15 protein-coding genes and 1 pseudogene are annotated in these 17068 nt (G+C 68.2%); 13 read left to right on the top strand and 3 right to left on the bottom strand.

The window, feature by feature from the left end:
- Window positions 1-274: 274 nt before the first annotated feature.
- Window positions 275-604, bottom strand: a complete 330-nt coding sequence (locus VKZ50_18995) for an antibiotic biosynthesis monooxygenase (GenBank protein ID HLJ61817.1) — start codon at window positions 602-604, stop codon at window positions 275-277.
- A 382-nt stretch (window positions 605-986) separates the two neighbouring features.
- Here VKZ50_18995 and VKZ50_18990 point away from each other — a divergent pair, with 382 nt between their 5' ends.
- A complete protein-coding gene (locus VKZ50_18990) occupies window positions 987-1370 on the top strand; it encodes a cupin domain-containing protein (protein ID HLJ61816.1) in 384 nt (127 codons plus the stop codon).
- Window positions 1346-1561, top strand: coding sequence for a hypothetical protein (locus tag VKZ50_18985; protein ID HLJ61815.1), 216 nt, complete (start codon window positions 1346-1348; stop codon window positions 1559-1561). The genes VKZ50_18990 and VKZ50_18985 overlap by 25 nt, the downstream gene beginning before the upstream one ends.
- A 73-nt stretch (window positions 1562-1634) precedes the next feature.
- On the opposite strand, the gene VKZ50_18980 is transcribed toward VKZ50_18985, so the two are convergent.
- Both VKZ50_18980 and VKZ50_18975 read right to left on the bottom strand, forming a co-directional pair.
- Window positions 1635-2909: a hypothetical protein gene (locus VKZ50_18980; protein HLJ61814.1), complete on the bottom strand. Its 1275-nt coding sequence runs from the start codon at window positions 2907-2909 to the stop codon at window positions 1635-1637.
- Between the two features lie 187 nt (window positions 2910-3096).
- On the bottom strand, window positions 3097-4041 hold the full coding sequence (locus VKZ50_18975; GenBank protein ID HLJ61813.1) for a cysteine synthase family protein: 945 nt from the start codon (window positions 4039-4041) through the stop codon (window positions 3097-3099).
- 335 nt (window positions 4042-4376) lie between these two features.
- On the opposite strand from VKZ50_18975, the gene VKZ50_18970 reads away from it, so the two are divergent.
- The 11 genes and pseudogenes from VKZ50_18970 to VKZ50_18920 all read left to right on the top strand — a co-directional run bounded on the left by VKZ50_18970 (window position 4377) and on the right by VKZ50_18920 (window position 17064).
- A complete protein-coding gene (locus tag VKZ50_18970; protein HLJ61812.1) occupies window positions 4377-6437 on the top strand; it encodes a hydantoinase/oxoprolinase family protein in 2061 nt (686 codons plus the stop codon).
- Window positions 6434-8260, top strand: a complete 1827-nt coding sequence (locus VKZ50_18965; GenBank protein ID HLJ61811.1) for a hydantoinase B/oxoprolinase family protein — start codon at window positions 6434-6436, stop codon at window positions 8258-8260. Before VKZ50_18970 ends, VKZ50_18965 begins: the two co-directional genes overlap by 4 nt.
- A gap of 149 nt (window positions 8261-8409) precedes the next feature.
- Window positions 8410-10041 carry an ABC transporter substrate-binding protein gene (locus tag VKZ50_18960; GenBank protein HLJ61810.1) on the top strand — a complete coding sequence of 544 codons (1632 nt, stop codon included), beginning with the start codon at window positions 8410-8412 and terminating at the stop codon, window positions 10039-10041.
- 30 nt (window positions 10042-10071) lie between these two features.
- Window positions 10072-10350, top strand: a pseudogene (locus tag VKZ50_18955) (ABC transporter permease).
- On the top strand, window positions 10351-11064 hold the full coding sequence (locus tag VKZ50_18950) for an ABC transporter permease (protein ID HLJ61809.1): 714 nt from the start codon (window positions 10351-10353) through the stop codon (window positions 11062-11064).
- A 27-nt stretch (window positions 11065-11091) separates the two neighbouring features.
- Window positions 11092-11925: an ABC transporter permease gene (locus tag VKZ50_18945; GenBank protein HLJ61808.1), complete on the top strand. Its 834-nt coding sequence runs from the start codon at window positions 11092-11094 to the stop codon at window positions 11923-11925.
- 2 nt (window positions 11926-11927) lie between these two features.
- Window positions 11928-12890, top strand: a complete 963-nt coding sequence (locus VKZ50_18940) for an ABC transporter ATP-binding protein (protein HLJ61807.1) — start codon at window positions 11928-11930, stop codon at window positions 12888-12890.
- The gene (locus VKZ50_18935) at window positions 12891-13898 is read left to right on the top strand and encodes an ABC transporter ATP-binding protein (protein ID HLJ61806.1); all 1008 of its coding nucleotides are present in this window, start codon (window positions 12891-12893) and stop codon (window positions 13896-13898) included.
- 56 nt (window positions 13899-13954) lie between these two features.
- On the top strand, window positions 13955-15382 hold the full coding sequence (locus tag VKZ50_18930) for an amidohydrolase (protein ID HLJ61805.1): 1428 nt from the start codon (window positions 13955-13957) through the stop codon (window positions 15380-15382).
- A gap of 97 nt (window positions 15383-15479) precedes the next feature.
- Window positions 15480-15668 carry a tautomerase family protein gene (locus tag VKZ50_18925; protein HLJ61804.1) on the top strand — a complete coding sequence of 63 codons (189 nt, stop codon included), beginning with the start codon at window positions 15480-15482 and terminating at the stop codon, window positions 15666-15668.
- Window positions 15669-15750: 82 nt separating this feature from the next.
- Window positions 15751-17064 carry an aminotransferase class III-fold pyridoxal phosphate-dependent enzyme gene (locus VKZ50_18920; GenBank protein HLJ61803.1) on the top strand — a complete coding sequence of 438 codons (1314 nt, stop codon included), beginning with the start codon at window positions 15751-15753 and terminating at the stop codon, window positions 17062-17064.
- The last annotated feature ends 4 nt before the right edge of the window (window positions 17065-17068 follow it).

The raw sequence follows: 17068 nt of genomic DNA, 5'->3' as shown, positions 1-17068 counted from the left end.
AACAGCGTCCGTTGCCGCAGCTGTCGGTGGATCTCCGCTCGGTGCTCATCCCGCAGCATCAGTGGCGCAGGGGGTCGGCTCATGCATTGAGCATACACCACCCATCGTTAAGTATCAATACATTTCGGACAATGCACTAGTACGCTTCAGGAGATAGCTTTTGCTTTGGCGGTGTGAGGCGCGGTTCTTTCAACGACTGCTACTATGTGGCACATCTACGGGACGATACGAATAAGGGCCGACGTCGGCTAGGGACGAGAGACACGAGAGCCAATTAACCGGAGTGTCGCGTCTCCTTAGCGTTTGAAAACACGACCTCGTAGTGTCTCACGAAGTCATCGAACTCGGACAGAACGGCCCGGGCTTCCGGTTCCACAACGGCCACCTCGGGACGCTCCCCGGCGAATTTCTTGATGGTCCCAAACGTATCCCACAGGGTGATCGCGAGGAACTCCACATACCCATCGGTCTCGCGCCGCAGCAAGTACGCACCTCGGTGACCCGCAATTGCCTTGAGGTGATGCGCAACTCTGGTTGTGAAGTGGTGATAGTAGGCGTCGGCGTGCATCGGGGTGGCACTTCCACGCCATGTGCGAGCGATCATGGGACCCTCCGCAAGAGTAGGCTTCAGTCTGTTCGTACCATCCGCTACGCGCAAGCCGACTCGCGCAGCATAGTTGTATCATGGTGGCACCGTGTCGCTAGAAGCGTGCCACATGCGCCACGATGCCTCGCGGGACAAACCTGAGAGGCCATACAAATTGTCTAAGACTGTCCAAGAACGAGGGCAAGAAGTCCTGCGCGGAATTAGACAATCGGCAGAAGGGAGGGCATTACCCTCCCCCGGTGTTCGCGTGTCTCTGTGAGGCAACTATGGGGCTTCTGGCATATTCTGTAGCCGCTTGGCGACCTTCCCAAACAGCAGGAACCCTGGCCCGTTCATATACCCCGAACGAAGTCACGACGGAAAATATTGCGCAGGTGTAATGGATGCGCTTGCCTGTCACGAATGCAGTGGCGACAGCGGGAAAAAGCGAAGGAGGTTGATGCGTGTGCAGTCTCAGGAGCCGGTGAAAAGAACGGTCCTCCAGCGAGTGGAACTTCCGGACGGGAGGATGGCGGCCATTTTGATCTTGGTTGAGGTTCAACCGAATTCAGAGTCTCCGCGACATATGCATCCCGGTGTCGAGGTTGGATATGTGCTTGAGGGTGCAATTGAGTTCCAAATTGACGAACAGGCGCCCAGATTGTTCAAACAGGGAGATAGCTTTTCGATTCCGCTAAATACACCTCATGTGCTCAAGGTCGGTCCCAGCGGGGTGAAGCTGCTAAAGCAGGAGTTCCAATGTCGCTGTTTCAAGCCACGATAGGCTTCCGCGAGAGACCGCGTAACTTCTGGGAGCGCATATCCGAACTGACGAAACAGGATCACACGCTGCACGTCACGTCGTTGGCGCACCTACTGATGGTGGAGAGGCTCGGGGAGGCGTACCAGAGGATGTTCTCCACCCAGGTCTTCATCGAGATCACGAAAGACGAGGCGGACAAATTCGACAAGTAGAGGCCGATCATGAGGCTTCGCTCTGCGCGCCGCCGTCGGCCGGAAAGATAGTCGCGAACCGCTCCACTTATGTTCACCCGCAACCAGGAGTGCCGGCCGGCCACCCGCCGTTGGTGTTGACCCGTTGTTCGTGCCACGTCGGACTGCCTACCTGTTGCCACCAATAGTCGAGGTCGCCGCACGCGTCGGTCGTGGTGATGACGACTGAGCCGTCGGCCAACGCGATCGACCGCGGATCGGTCCACCCACTGTAATTACCGTTCTCTCCGTCAGGGTGTTGCAGATTCCACGCACCATTGCTACCGGGCGACTGCCACCAGTAATCCAAATACGTTGGTGTGTTCGCATTTTGGGTGGTATCGTCCGTGGCGACGATGACGGGGTTGCCGCGGGCCCAGGCGATCGATGGGGCGCTGAACTCCCGGGTGCCGTTGGTGTTCACTTGTTGCTTGTGCCACGTTGCCGTCCCCGCGGCTTGCCACCAGTAGACGATGTTGCCAGGGTTCTGGAGTGCGGCGATGACCACCGCGTTGCCGCTCCAGGCGATGGAAGGATAGGCATCCCCGCTGCCCGTGTCCACGACCTGTCGGTGCCACGACGCCGTCCCGGCCTGCTGCCAGTAGTAGCAGAGACCGACGTTGCATGTGTCGGCGATCACGACTGACGTCCCCGTCCACGCGATCGACGGCTGGCTGGGGTGGGCATTCCCATCTTGGGACGAGACCAGCTGATGGTACCAAGTCGTTTGGCCTTTCTCCTGAAACCAATAGTGCAGCCCGTCCTTGTCGATCGCGGCGATGACGACGGATCTGCCGGTCCACGCGATGCTCGGCATGGAGTAGCCTACCATGTAGGGGGTTGTGACGCCGTTTACTACGGACCCGAAGGAGCAGCAGCCAGGGGGGCCGCCGGCCACGGGCTGCTGGTTCCACGTGGTGCTGCCGTTCGCCTGCCACCAATAGTAGAGGCCGCCGTTTCGTTGGTCCAGGGCGGCAATGACGACCGACGTCCCCGTCCATGCGATCGCGTTTGACCGGTACCCGGTCGGCGTACCGAGTGTCCACCCGCTCTCGTTGTTCGGACAATCGTTGCCTGACGCGACCTGTTCCTTCTGCCACGATCCGGTGCCGCCTTTCTGCCAGAAGTAGAAGAGGTTGCCGCCGTTCTGACGCTGGGGCGAGGCGACGATCACCACCGACGCGCCAGTGTATGCGATCCCGCTGGTGTAGATGGCGTCTTGACACGTGAACGCGCGTGCGGCAGGGCCTGCATAGACAGTCAAGCTCAGCGCGAATGCGATCGAGAACGCTGCGCTCAGCCCGCAACGAGCCCGACGGACATTACGCATGGCAGGCCTCCTCCTCGAATCCGGTCTACCGCCGAGGCGGCATTACCCCGAGTTTCCAGGCATCTATTGAGATACCGGCGTACCGGACGAGTCGGGTTGCGGCGTTTCATCATCCGGCTCACTATTGTCTAGGCTCCCGGTGCCCTCGCCGTTTCGGAGTTCCGCAGTCGCATTGATTCGGCGCACGTCACGTCCGGAACACATCCGTCGTCAAGTAGCGGAGCCCTGAATCCACGATGATCGTGGCGACGGTGGCCCGGGGGCCGAGTCGCTCCGCGACGCGCAGGGATGCGACCACGTTTGCCCCGCTCGAGATCCCGGCGAAGATCGCTTCCTCTCGGGCAAGACGCCTGGCCATCGCCTTCGCCTCGTCCGTCGCCACCGTCAAGATCTCGTCCACCTCGTCAGGCTTCCAGAGCGGCGGGAGGAAGCCGATCCCGATCCCCTCGATCTTGTGGGATCCCGAGGGTTTTCCCGACAGCACAGCCGACTCCGCAGGCTCCACCGCGACGACCCTGATATCCGGTCTGTGAGGGCGCAGCGCACGGGCGGTGCCGTGAATTGAGTGAGCCGTGCTTACCGCGTGCACGAAGGCATCCACGCGCCCGTCGGTCTGCTGCCAAATCTCCTCACCCATCGCATAGTAACCCGCTTCTCCGTCATGGTTGTTGAGTTGATCCGCCCACCAGTACCCCGGGCGGCGGCTGATCTCGCCGGCGGTGGCGATCATCGTCTTGATCAATTGTTCGGTGATCTTGCCTTCGCTGCTTGGCACGTCGGTAATGTCCGCGCCGTAGGCGCGCATCGTGTAGCGCTTCTCCACGCTGAACGCGTCCGAGAACACAAAGTGGGTCTTGTACCCGAGCGCGGCGCACACAAAGGCAAGCGAGATCCCCGTCGTCCCCGCCGTATACTCGACAAGTGTCCCGCCAGGAGGTAGGCGCCCATCCGCCACCGCCCGCTCCACCACCGTCCGCGCCATTCGGTCCTTCATGCTGCCGGTAGGGTTCGCGGATTCGAGTTTCACGACGACACGGGCACTGCCCGGCGTCACGACGTGCCGTAGCTCCACGAGCGGGGTGTTGCCGATCGCGTCCAGCACGTGTCTCGAGGTGGCGTTGACGTCTCTCACGGAGAACCTCCAACAACTCGCTGAGCAGGGCGCATTCCAGGTTCCGTCTTGCGAGAGGTTCTGCCCCGGTTCCTCCCGGCAGCCCATGCGAATATGCTTCCCGTGCTTCGCGAGCCCGCGCTGGTTTCCCCCTTCAACTCCGCAAAGCGGTCGCCGAAGTTCTCTGCGACGTGCATGGCCCGCAGGAGCCGCGGCGACCCGCCCGGAAGCGATCGACCACATCCGGTTGTCGATCGGCAGCGGTGCCCGCATGACCAGGGGGGAAACACGTGCTGCCGGCGCGCCTGCACGCGGGCACGGCAATCGTGCGGTGCGCGTGAGGAGGAGTCACAGCGGTGGAGCGCAAGCGGGATCTGCGGATCGCGGCGGACGTCGGCGGCACGTTCACCGATCTGGTGATGGTGCGCGAGGGAACCGGCGAGACGTATATCGCCAAGACGCGGACGACCCCGGCGGATCCCGCTGTCGGCCTGATGACCGGCGTGCGCCAGCTCCTCGCGATCGCAGACGCCGCTCCCGGCGACGTCTCCCATCTGCTGTTCGCGAGCACCGTGGCGACGAACGCGGTGTTGCAGCTCGCGGGCGCGCGGATCGGCCTCATCGTCACGAAGGGGTTCCGACACATTCTCGAGATCGGCCGCGCGAACATCCCCGGCCGGCTGACGAACGAGCTCCGGTACCGGCGGCCGGAGCGGCTCGTCCCGATCGAGCGCATCCGCGAGGCCGACGAGCGGTGCCTCGCGGACGGCACCGTGCTGCGGGCGCTCGACGAAGGGGCCGCCCGCGGCGCGATCCGCGAGCTCCTCGCCGCGGACGTCGAGTGCATCGCCGTCGTGCTGCTCCACTCCTACGCGAATCCCGCGCACGAGCGCCGCATCCGCGATCTTGTGGCGGAGCAGTCGGCCCAGACGGCCGTGACGTTGTCCTCCGACGTCCTGCCGGAGTACCGGGAATACGAGCGGACCATGACGACGGTGCTGAACGCGTACGTCATGCCCGCGATGGCGCGGGCGGTGCGCGGCGTGGAGCGGCGGCTGCGGGAAGACGGTCTGTCGCCGGCGCTCGCGGTCGTCCGCTCGGACGGTGGGCTGATGAGCGCGGACGCGGTCGTGCGGCAACCGGTCAATACGGTGCTCTCCGGCCCGGCGGCCGGGGTCAGCGGGGCCGCGTTCGTCGCGCGGCTGGCCGGATACCCGAACGCGATCTCGCTGGACATGGGCGGCACGTCCACCGACGTCTCGCTTGCCGCGGGCGGCACCGCGCGGATCCGCGCGGACACGTTCATCGGTGAGTACCCGGTGAAGGTGCCGATCACCGACGTGGTCACGATCGGGGCGGGGGGCGGGTCGATTGCGCACCTGACGTCCACCGGCGCCCTGCATGTCGGCCCGCGCAGCGCGGGCGCCGAGCCCGGCCCCGTCTGCTACGATCAGGGCGGCGAAGACGTGACCGTCACGGACGCCAACCTCGTCCTCGGCCGCCTGCCCGCCGTCCTCGCCGGCGGCGCCGTCATGCTCAACGTGGAGCGCGCGCGCGCCGCGATGCACGCGCTCGCCGCGCGGGTCGGCATCGAACCGCTCGCGCTCGCCGAGGGGATCCTCCGCATCGCGAACGAGAAGATGCTCGGCGCGCTGCGCGTCGTTTCGGTCCAGCGGGGCTACGACCCGCGCGACTTCGTGTTCATCCCGTTCGGCGGCGCCGGGCCGGTGCACTCCGGTGACCTCTGTCGGCTCCTCGGGATCCGCACCGCGGTGATCCCGCCCACGCCCGGCGTGCTGTCGGCCGTCGGAGCGCTCGTGTCCGACATCGTGTGCGTGTTCGGCCGGACGCGGATCCAACCGGTCGCCCGGCTCGCGTTCGACGAGGTCAACGCCGCGGTGGCCGCGCTCGGCGACGAAGCGCAAGCGTGGCTCGACGCCGAGCACATCGGACCGGACGCGCGCACGCTGGCGTTCAGCGCGGACCTCCGGTACGTGGGGCAGGCGTACGAGGTCGCGGTGCCGGTTCCGGAGCGCCTCGCGCCGCCGGGGCTCGCGGCGACGATCGAGGCGTTCCACGCGGAGCACCGTCGGTTGTACGGGTTCGATTGGCGCGGGCACGTCCCGGTCGAGATGGTCGCGCTGAAGGTGACCGGGCGCGGCCGCGTCGCCCCGGTGCGGATTGCCGGAGGGCCGTCCGGCGACGCGCGCGTCGGGGACGCCCGGACCGGCGCGCGTCCGGTGCGCTTCGATGGACGGTTCCTGACCACCCCGTGCTACGATCGCGGGCGTCTCGCGCGCGGTGCGCGCATCCCGGGGCCGGCGATCGTCGAGCAGCTCGACTGTACGAGCGTGATACTCCCGGGGCAGACGGCGCGGGTGGACGCGTCGCTCAACCTCGTCGTGGAGGAGGGATGACCGCCGTGGTGGATCCGATCACCCTCGAGGTGGTGGACAACGCCCTGTACTCCATGGAGAAAGAGATGGAAGCGACGATCGTCAGGACGGCGATGTCGATCGTGATTCGCGACATCTACGACTTCGGGATCTCCACGCTGGACGCCGGAGGGCGGCTGGTCCACGGGCTTCCGATGTCGGGGACGCTGATCCGCGAGGTGTTTCCGCTCGACGAGATCCACGAGGGCGACGTGTTCGTGTTCAACGACCCGTACCTCTCGCGGGGGGAGATGACCCATCTCGGCGACACCCAATTGTGCCGCCCCGTGTTCGCGGGCGGGCGGCTGATCGCGTTCGCCGCGGTGTGGGGTCACCACATGGACATCGGCGGGATCTCGGTGTCGGGGTTGCCGGCGACGTCGCGCGAGATCTTCCATGAGGGGATCCAGATCCCGCCGGTCAAGCTGTACGAGCGAGACATCCTCAACGACGCCGTCCTGAAGATCATGGCCCGCAACTCGCGCACACCGGAGATGATGATCGGCGACACACTCGCGATGGCGGCGGCGTGCACGATCACGGAGAAGCGCCTGCACGAGCTCGTGGACAAGTTCGGGTTGGACACGGTGCTCGCGTGCTTCGACACGTACGCCGCGCGGGCGCACGAGGCGATGGGCCGGCTGATCGCGGGGTTGCCCGATCGCCGGGTCGCGTTCGAGGACTTTTTGGATGACGATGGGGTGCGCGAGGGCGCGCTCCGGCTGTGCGTCGCGCTCGAGAAGCGCGGGGATCGGCTGCACCTCGACTACACGGGCACCGCGGGCCAGGCCGAGGGCGCGATCAACCTGATCCTGAACCCCAACCGCGTCACGCTCGAGATGTGGCGGTACCTGCTCAACTGGATCGGCCCGCAGCTCGGCATGGACGCGGAGGCCAGCCCCAACTACGGCGTGTTCGACCTGGTGGACGTTACGATCCCGCACCCGAGCCTGTTGTCCCCGGCGTACCCGGCCGCCGTGGGCGCGCGGCACCTGACGAGCTCGATGATCTACCGGGACACGTTCCGGGGGCTGATGAGCCAGTTGTTTCCGGGGAGCGTGCCGGCGTGCAGTAACGGTGTGATCCCCACGTACATGTTCCGCGGCACCCATCCCGTCACGGGCAAGGGGTACGTTTCGATGGAGTGCATCGCGGGCGGCGGGGGCGGCCGGCCGGACGCCGACGGCATCGATGCCCTGTGCCCCAACGCGAACCTCATCATCGCGCCCGTTGAGTTCCTTGAGACGACGTACCCGCTGCTCGTCGAGCAGACGGCGCTGCGCCGGGACACGGCGGGACCCGGCCGGTTCAGGGGCGGAGCGGGCGTCATCCGGTCGTTCGAGCTGCGCGCGCCCGAGGCCTATCTGTCATGGCTCGACGATCGCCAGACGCACCCCGCCTGGGGACTCGACGGCGGCCGGCCGGGCGTCCCCGGCGACGCCTACCTCGTTCGGGGCGGACGGACGTTCCGGCTGCCGACCAAGTACGACAACCTCCGCCTCGAGCAGGGCGATCGGATCGTCGTGCGCACCGGGGGCGGCGGGGGGAACGGCTGCCCGTGGGAGCGCTCGCCCGCGCTCGTCGCGCGCGACGTGCTGCGCGGTTTCGTCTCCGTCGCGAAGGCGCAAGAGGAGTACGGGGTGGTGTTCTTGGGAGACGAGCTTCGGGTGGACGACGCCGCGACTGAGGCGCGCCGCCGGGAACTCGCGCGGCGTCCCGTCGAACGCGTCGATCGCGGCACGGTGCTCGGCGGGCCTCCGCCAGGACGACTCCTCGAGGTGGACGGAATCCCGGAGCGGCCGTAGATGGCGGTCGCGCGTGCGGGGCCCGGCCGTCGCCGACGGCGCGTTGGCCTGCGCGCGCGGGACTAGGAGTTGTCCTTCCGTTCGTGGAAGGAACGGGCGCGCCCGACGTAGGGATCGGCGCGACGCGCGGCGCGGGAGGGGGAGTGGGAGTGACGGTGGTCGTGGGAGCGATGCGGTCCGTGGGAGTCCGGCTGGCGATTGCGGCCGGGCTCGTGCTCGTGGTGTTCAGTGTGGCCCCGTGCGCCTCGGTCGGCGCACCGGTCGGCGCGAACCAGACGCTCGTGGTTGCGGTCTCCCGCGACATGCAGAATCTCGATCCGACGAACGCCTCCTCGGACAGCTTCACCCTCGAGACGCTGACGAACGTCTACTCGTGGCTGATCGACTACAAGCTCGTGAAGCAGCCGAACGGGCAGACGATCGGCTCGCCGAACGAATTCGTCGGCGGCCTCGCGGAGTCGTTCCGGTTCACCGACGGCGGCCACAAGCTGGTCGTGACGCTCAGGCCGGGGCTCAAGTTCAGCAACGGCGATCCCCTCGACGCCGCCGCGGTGAAGTTTACCTACGACCGGTTGTACGACCAGAATGCGACGACCGCCGCGCTGACCCGCATGGCCAAGGTCATGGACAAGGACTCGGTCAAAGTGATCGACGCCCGGACCGTTGAGTTCGATATCTCGGACCCGAACACGCTCGTGCTCGGCAACATGTCGCAGTACGGGCACGCGATCCTGAACCCCCGCGTCGTCCGACCCCACATGACCGCCGCGGACCCGTCCGCGCACGAGTGGCTCAAATCGAACACCAAGGGCAACGAGACCGGACCGTACCTGCTCGAGTCGTGGGACCCGGGCGTGCAGTTCACGTTCGCTCGGAACCCGTACTACTGGGGGCCGCCCGCGAAGATCGCGCGGGTCGTCCTGCGGATCGTGCCGGATCCCTCGACGCGCCTCGCGTTGCTCAAATCCGGCGACGTCGACATCGCACGGGACCTGGCCCCGCTCGACGAGGTGGAGCTGTTGCACGATGCGAACGTCACCGTGTACCGGTTCCCGACGCGGATCACGTCGTTCCTCGGGATGAACGCGAAGATCGCCCCGTTCAACAACCCCAAGGTCCGGCAGGCGATCTCCTGGGCCACCCCGTACAACACGATCATCCGGAACGTGATGGTCGGGTTCGCGCAGCCCCTGACGAGTCCGGTGCCGGCCGGGATGCCGACTCACACCGACCAGTACTTCACGTACAAGACCGACCCCGCGAAGGCGAAGGCGCTGTTGGCCGAGGCGGGCTACCCGAACGGGCTCAGCCTCACGTTCACGTCGCGCGCCGACCTGGCCGAGTCGAAGGGCATCGCGGTGTGGGTCAAGAGCGCGCTCGCCAAGGCGGGAATGACGGTGACGATCAACGAGATGCAGGGGGCGGCGTTCACCGCGGCGCTCCAGCGGCACGAGCTGGCGTTCTTCCACCACCCGGGATGGAACTCGATCAACAACGACCCGTTCTATCACCTCTACTGGTTGCTCCAGAGCACGTGCTGCGACTACACCAACTACTCGAACGCCACGATCAACGACCTGATCAACAAGAACATCATCTCCACGGACCTCAAGGCGCGGGACGCCGCGTCGCGTCAGATTCAACAGATCGCGACCGACGAGGCGGCGTGGGTGTTCCTGTACCAACCGGATCTCGTGCTGGCGACCCGGAAGAACATCGGCGGGGTGATCTTCTACCCGGCCGACGTGCGGTTCCGGTACTACTTCATGACGAAGCAATAGCGGGGCCCCACGCGTCCGCTCCGGCTCGTCGCCCGACGGCTGCTCCTCGCCGCGCCCGTGCTGCTGGGGGTGACGCTGCTCACGTTCGTGCTGACACGCGTGCTCCCCGGCAGCCCGATCGATCAGATCGCGGGGCCGATGGCGAGTCAGGCTCAGCGCCAGGCGCTGCTCGTCCACTACGGCCTCGACCGGCCGCTGTGGGCGCAGTACGTCGCGTATCTGCGCGGGCTCGCGCAGGGTGACCTCGGGACGTCGTTCGTCACCAGCCGTCCCGTAGCCGCGGACCTCGCGGCGTTCTTCCCAGCGACGATGGAGCTGACCACCGTCGCGATGTTGCTCGCGGTCCTGCTGGGCGTGCCGCTCGGGGTGTGGGGCGCCGTCCGGCAGGGCTCCTGGGTCGACCACGTGACTCGTGTGCTCGCCGTCGCGGGCGTCGCGCTCCCGGTGTTTTGGGTGAGTCTCGTGCTGATCTACCTGTGCTTCTATCGGTGGCACCTGGTGCCCCCGCCGATGGGACGCCTCGGCGCCCTGGTCACGCCGCCCCCGACCGTGACGGGGTTCCTGCTCATCGACAGCGCGCTCGCCCGGGACTGGGCCGCGCTCGGCGACGCCGCTCGCCAGCTGATCCTGCCGGTCGCGGTGCTCGCGTTCGCCGCGGTCGCGCCGCTCGCCCGAATCGCGCGCACCAGCATGCTCGACGTCCTCGCGACGCCGTACATCCGCGCGACCCGATCGCTCGGCGTCCCATGGCGCAGCGTGGTGTGGACGTACGCGCTGCGCAACGCGATGCTGCCGGTGCTGACGATGGTCGCGATCGTGTACGGGTTTCTGCTCGGGGGGTCCGTGCTGGTGGAGACGCTGTTTGCGTGGCCGGGGATGGGGCGGTACGCGTTCAACGCGATCAGCGGCAACGACTACCCGGCCGTGCAGGGGTTCATCCTGTACGCCACGGTCGTGTACCTGGTGATCTTCGTCCTGGTCGATCTCGTCTCCGCGCTGCTCGACCCGCGCGTTCAGACGTGATGGACGGGCGGGGAAGAAGGGGGCGCCGTGGTCGCTGAGGCGGCGTACCTGCTGCGGCGAAACCCGATCACCCTTGTCGGGTTGCTGCTGCTCGTCCTGATCGCGGCCGCGTCGCTGGCCGCCCCGCTGCTGGCGCCGTACACGCCGCTGGGGACCGACCCGGGGGCGGCCCTGCAGCCGCCGAGCGCGCAGCATTGGATGGGGACCGACGAATTCGGCGAGGACGTGTGGTCGCGGGTGTTGTGGGGCGGCCGGATCGACCTCCTGATCGCGCTCGGCGCCGTCGCGATCGCGCTCGTCTCCGGCTGCGCGCTCGGCGCGCTCGCGGGGTTCTCGGGCGGATGGGCCGACGAGGTCGTGATGCGCGCAATGGACGTGCTCCAGGCGTTCCCGTCGTTCATCCTCGCGATGGGCATCGCCGCGGCGCTGGGCCCGAGCCTTCGGAACCTGATCGTCTCCGTTGCGCTGATCAACGTCGGGGTGTACGCGCGGCTGATGCGCGCGCGGCTCCTCGTCGTGAAACACGCCCCCTACGCCGAGGCCGCGCGCGGCGCAGGGAACCCGCCGTGGCGCGTGCTCCTCGTGCACCTCATCCCGAACTGCCTTACCCCGATCTTCGTGCAGTCGAGCCTGCAGTCCGGCTGGGCGATCCTGACCGCCGCCGGCCTGTCGTTCATCGGGCTCGGCGTGCGCGTGCCGACGCCCGAGTGGGGCGTGATGGTCGCGATGGGCGTGGCGCGCATCAACGCCGGTGAGTGGTGGGTTTCGTTCTACCCGGGCGTGATGATCGCGCTGGCGGTGATGGGTTTCAATCTGATCGGCGACGGTCTCCAGGACCTCCTGGACCCGCAGCGGCGGTAGCGATGCTGGACGTGCGCGGCCTCCGGGTGGCGTTCCATACGCGGCGCGGGGTCGTGCCCGCGCTGCACGGCGTGACGTTCTCGTTAGCGCCGGGCACGGTCACCGGGCTCGTCGGCGAGAGCGGGTGCGGCAAGACCCTCACCGCGCTCGCGATCATGCGTCTGCTGCGCCCACCGGCGGAAATTCAGGAGGGGGACGTGCGCTTGGAGGGGCGCGACCTCCGCTTCCTGCGCGAGCGGGAGATGGCGCGCGTCCGGGGCGAGGGGATCGCGATGATCTTCCAGCAGCCCCGCGCGTCGCTCAACCCCGTGTTTCCGGTGGCCTCGCAGCTCGTGCACGTGCTGCGGCTGCACCGCCGCCTGTCCCGGGGCGCGGCGCGGGCGGAGGGGGAGGCGCTGCTCGCACGCGTCGGTCTGGCGCGGCCGGACGCCGTGATGCGCGCGTACCCGCACCAGCTCTCGGGCGGGATGTGCCAGCGCGTCATGATCGCGCTCGCGCTGGCGTGCCGGCCGCGCGTGCTGCTTGCGGACGAGCCGACCACCGCGCTGGACGTCACGGTGCAGCTTCAAATCGTCGAGCTGCTGCGCGGGCTGCAGCGGGAGCTCGGGCTGACGGTGCTCCTGATCACGCACGATCTCGGGCTGGTCGCGGAGATGTGCGACCACGTGCACGTGATGTACGCGGGGCGCATCGTCGAGTCGGCGACGGCGGCGGCGTTGTTCCGGCGGCCGGCGCACCCGTACACGCGCGGCCTCATGGCGGCACGGGTGGGGACGGGCGGCCGGGCGCTCCCGACAGGGATCCCGGGACGCGTGCCGGCGCTCGCCGAGACGCCGTCCGGGTGCCCGTTTCATCCCCGCTGCCCGCTCGCCGGGCCCGGCTGTGCCGAGCAGGATCCCGGTTCGGAGGCGGTCGAGGCCGGTCACGCCGTGCGGTGCCACTACTGGCGGAGCGGGGTGGCGTAGGTGCTGCGCGTCGAGGGGCTCATGAAGCGATACGCCGTGCGCGGGGCAGGGGGACGGCGCCAGCAGCTGCATGCGGTCGACGGCGTGGACCTCGAGATCGCCGCGGGCGAGACGGTCGGCCTGGTCGGAGAGTCCGGCAGCGGCAAGTCGACCACCGGCCGGTGCATCCTCCGCTTCGAGGAGGCGTCGGGCGGCCGCGTGACGCTTGACGGCGCGTCCGTGACCGGCGCGCGGGAGGCGCGGCTGCGCCCGCTGCGCCGGAAGATGCAGATGGTCTACCAGGATCCGCTCGACTCCCTCAACCCCCGGATGCCGATCGGCCGGCAGATCGCGGAGCCGATCTGGCTGTTTGGTCTGGCGACGCGGCATGAGGCCGACCGACGGGTGGGGGAGCTGTTGGATCTCGTCGGGCTGCCCGCGGACCTGGCCCATCGGTACCCCCATCAGCTGTCCGGGGGACAGCAGCAGCGCGTGGCGATCGCCCGAGCGCTCGCCCCGGAACCGAGCTTTCTCATTCTCGACGAACCGACCGCGTCGCTCGACGTCTCCGTGCAGGCGCAGATCGTCCGGTTGCTGGCCGAGATCCAGAGCCGACGGGGTCTCGCGTACCTGCTCATCTCCCACGACCTCGCGCTGGTCGGCGTGCTCGCGCACCGGGTGGCGGTGATGTACCTCGGCCAGATCGTAGAGCTCGGGGCGACGGACGAGGTGTTTGCGCGACCCGCCCATCCGTACACGCGAGCGTTGTTGAGCGCGGCGCCGAAGGACACCCCCGGGGAGGAGCGCACCCGCGTGTTCTTGGGCGGCGAGCCCGCGGCGGCGATCGATCCCCCCGAGACGTGCCGCCTGCACCCGCGCTGCCCGTTTGCCGCGCCGTCGTGCCTCGACCGCCCGGCCGAGCTGCAGGGGTTCGCGCCCGGCCGGGCGGTCCGCTGCGTTCGGTTCCTCGATGAACATCTCGGCGGCGCCTGGACGTGGGTCCCAGGAGGCACCGGCACCGACGCGTAATTCCGTACCGAGCGCGCGGATCCACCGGGACCGCGCGGATCACAGGAGGTGGACCGATGCCGTTGTCGTCCGTGCTCGAGTTCGTCACCGGGCAGGCGCCGTTGTTTACGGAGCTGAGCGATCGGATCTGGGACACGCCGGAGCTCGGCCTGCATGAGACCAAGAGCAGCGCCACGCTGGCGGATGCGTTGGAGGCTGCGGGGTTCGCAGTCGAGCGTGGCGTCGCCGGGATGCCGACCGCGTTCATCGCGACCTACGGGCAAGGCGCGCCGGTCATCGCAGTGCTCGGCGAGTTCGACGCGCTGCCGGGGCTCAGCCAACAGCGCGGTGCGACGGAGCACCGCCCAATCGTTCCCAACGGTCCGGGTCACGGCTGCGGCCACAACCTGCTCGGCACCGCGGCAGCGGCCGCCGCGATGGCCGTCCGCCACGCGATCCGCCGCGGGGAGGTCAAGGGCACGGTGCGCTTCTACGGCTGTCCCGCCGAGGAGACGCTCGTCGGCAAGACGTTCCTGGTGAAGGAGGGTCGCTTCAAGGACGTGGACTGTGCGCTGACGTGGCACCCCGGCGCGGGGAACCAGCTCATGACCGAACAGCACACCGCCATGAACTCCGCGCGGTTCACGTTCCACGGGGTGGCGTCGCACGCGGCGGCGATGCCGGAGAACGGCCGCAGCGCCCTCGACGCGGTGGAGCTGATGAACGTGGGCGCGAATTTCCTGCGCGAGCACGTTCACTTCTCGACGCGCCTCCACTACGTGATCACCGACGGCGGTCTCGCGCCGAACGTCGTGCCGAATCGCGCCGAGGTCTGGTACTATGTGCGCGCGCCCCGGCGGTCTCAGGTGGAGGACGTCTACGCGCGCCTGCTCGACATCGCGCGGGGCGCCTGCCTGATGACCGGGACCACCCACGAGGTTCGGCTCGTCGCCGGGTGCTACGACACGTTGCCGAACAAAGTCCTCGACGGCGTGCTGCAGCGCACGATGGAGGCGATCGGCGCGCCGACGTACACCACCGAGGAGAAGGCGCTCGCGCGGGCGTTGCAGGCGACGTTTCCCGAGGGCGCGTTGCGCAAGGGGCTGGACGATCTGCGCCGGCGCGGCGTGGACTTGGGGCAACCCGGCGATCCCGGCACCGACCTGGTCGAACAGATCCTGCCGCCTCCGCCGTACGGCGAGCCGGCCGGCGGCTCCACGGACGTCGGCGATGTCTCCTACGTCGTGCCGACCGCGGAGATGCGGACGGTGACGGCGCCGGTCGGGATGCCGGGCCACTCCTGGCAGAACGCGGTTAGCGTCGGCAGCCCGATCGGCCGGCGGGGGATGCTGTTCGCCGCGCAGATCCTCGCCGCGGCGGTCTGCGACCTCATGAAAGACCCGGACCTGGTTCAGCGCGCGAAGGACGAGCATCGGGACGCGACCGTGTCGACGCCGTACGTCTCGCCGGTGCGGGACGTGCCGGGACCGGCGCTCGATCTGTAGGCGCGACGCCTCAAGACGCGAGCCCGCTCGATCCGGTCCCGGCATCGGGAGGGAACGCGGCGCACCGCACGACGAGACCGCCGAGAGGGAGGCCGCGATGCCGGAAGTCTACGTCCACGCCGTCAAGGGACGGACGCTCGAGCAAAAGCGCGCACTCGTGAAGGACATCACGGACGCCGTGGTCCGCAACTTCACCGTGTCTGCCGATGCGGTCATGGTGGAGATCGTGGAAGTCGAGCCGACCTGCAAGGCCAAAGGCGGCGTGCTGTTCAGCGAACGTCGGTAGGATGCCCGCGCGCCCCGCGGGGAAGGAGACCGGGTGACCTCATGGAAGTGAGCCGACATATGGCACATCGGTGGAGGACGTCATGACGCCCGGGGCACAGAGCGCCAAACTGGATCGCGAGGCCGATCTCCTGGACCGCGCCGGCCGGTACCTGGCCGGAGGCGGGCTGGGGCTGTTCGTGTTGCCCCCGGAGGTGAACCTCGTGATCGCCGAGGGCCACGGGAGCCACATCACGGACGTGTCCGGCCGGGATTTCATCGATTACCACCTCGGGTCCGGACCGGCCCTGCTCGGGCATGCCCATCCGGAGATCGTCGAGGCGGTCCAGCGGCAGGTCGCGAAGGGTTCAACCTACTACTTCCTCAACGAGCCCGCGATCCGCCTCGCCGAACGCATGGTCGGCGCGATCCCGTGCGCGGACCAGATCCATTTCACCGGATCCGGCACCGAGGCGACGTTCTTCGCGCTGCGTGTGGCGCGCGCGGCGACGGGGCGGCAGAAGATCCTCAAGTTCGAGGGCGGCTGGCATGGGATGAACGACTACGGGCTCTGGGGCACCGTGCCCTCGCATCCGAGCGCCTATCCCAACGCCGAGCCGGATTCGCGCGGGATTCCCGACGCCATCCGCGGGCAGGTGTTGGTCGCGCCGTTCAACGACGCGGCGCGCGCGGCGTCGCTCATCGAGCAGTACGCGAGCGAGCTGGCCGCGGTGATCGTGGAACCGCTCGAGCGCGTGCTGGTCCCGGTGCCGGGGTTCCTGGAGACGTTGCGCGACGTCACGCGGCGCCACGGCATCGTCTTGATCTTCGACGAGGTGGTCACGGGCTTTCGCATCGCCTGGGGCGGGGCCCAAGAGCGCTACGGCGTCGTGCCCGATCTCGCCACGTACGGCAAGGCGATGTCGGGAGGGTTCCCGATGGCGGCGATCGCGGGCCGGAGCGACGTGATGAAGCACCTCGACGCCCGGCGCGTCGACCGTGCGCACCTCGTCTGGGCCAGCGGTACGCTGAACGGCAATCCCGTGAGCTCGATCGCCGGGCTGACCGCGCTGGAGATCCTCTCGCGCCCCGGATCCCTCGAGCACTTCCACCACATCGGCGGCCGGCTGCGGCGCGAGATCGAGGCCCTGGGCGCCCGGTACGGGTTCGCCGCGCAGACGCCGGGTGAGGACGCGGTGTTCGGCGTGCGATTCACGAACCGGCGCCCGCTGCGGACCTGGGAGGACCTGCTCACCGCGGATAAGGACCTCAACCTGCGCTGGTCGATCGAGATGATCCGGCGCGGGATTCTCGTCAACCCCAACGAGAAGTTCTACCTCTCGCTGGCGCATACCGACGCCGACGTCGACCGCACGCTCGAGGCGTGCGATCAGGCGTTCGCGGCGATCAGGGGCTGACCGG

It is taken from the genome of bacterium (genome assembly GCA_035295165.1).
In the GTDB taxonomy this organism is placed as follows: domain Bacteria; phylum Sysuimicrobiota; class Sysuimicrobiia; order Sysuimicrobiales; family Segetimicrobiaceae; genus JAJPIA01.
Note: the sequence above shows the minus strand (reverse complement) of the source record. Positions and strands in the feature narration are given on the sequence as shown.

What these genes read in the sequence shown, in the direction of transcription:
- VKZ50_18940 (HLJ61807.1), top strand. Translation starts at nt 11,928, where the DNA reads ATGCTGGACGTGCGCGGCCTCCGGGTGGCGTTCCATACGCGGCGCGGG.
- VKZ50_18995 (HLJ61817.1), bottom strand. Translation starts at nt 604, where the DNA reads ATGATCGCTCGCACATGGCGTGGAAGTGCCACCCCGATGCACGCCGAC.
- VKZ50_18925 (HLJ61804.1), top strand. Translation starts at nt 15,480, where the DNA reads ATGCCGGAAGTCTACGTCCACGCCGTCAAGGGACGGACGCTCGAGCAA.
- VKZ50_18920 (HLJ61803.1), top strand. Translation starts at nt 15,751, where the DNA reads ATGACGCCCGGGGCACAGAGCGCCAAACTGGATCGCGAGGCCGATCTC.
- VKZ50_18965 (HLJ61811.1), top strand. Translation starts at nt 6,434, where the DNA reads ATGACCGCCGTGGTGGATCCGATCACCCTCGAGGTGGTGGACAACGCC.
- VKZ50_18985 (HLJ61815.1), top strand. Translation starts at nt 1,346, where the DNA reads ATGTCGCTGTTTCAAGCCACGATAGGCTTCCGCGAGAGACCGCGTAAC.
- VKZ50_18930 (HLJ61805.1), top strand. Translation starts at nt 13,955, where the DNA reads ATGCCGTTGTCGTCCGTGCTCGAGTTCGTCACCGGGCAGGCGCCGTTG.
- VKZ50_18990 (HLJ61816.1), top strand. Translation starts at nt 987, where the DNA reads ATGGATGCGCTTGCCTGTCACGAATGCAGTGGCGACAGCGGGAAAAAG.
- VKZ50_18950 (HLJ61809.1), top strand. Translation starts at nt 10,351, where the DNA reads ATGGAGCTGACCACCGTCGCGATGTTGCTCGCGGTCCTGCTGGGCGTG.
- VKZ50_18980 (HLJ61814.1), bottom strand. Translation starts at nt 2,909, where the DNA reads ATGCGTAATGTCCGTCGGGCTCGTTGCGGGCTGAGCGCAGCGTTCTCG.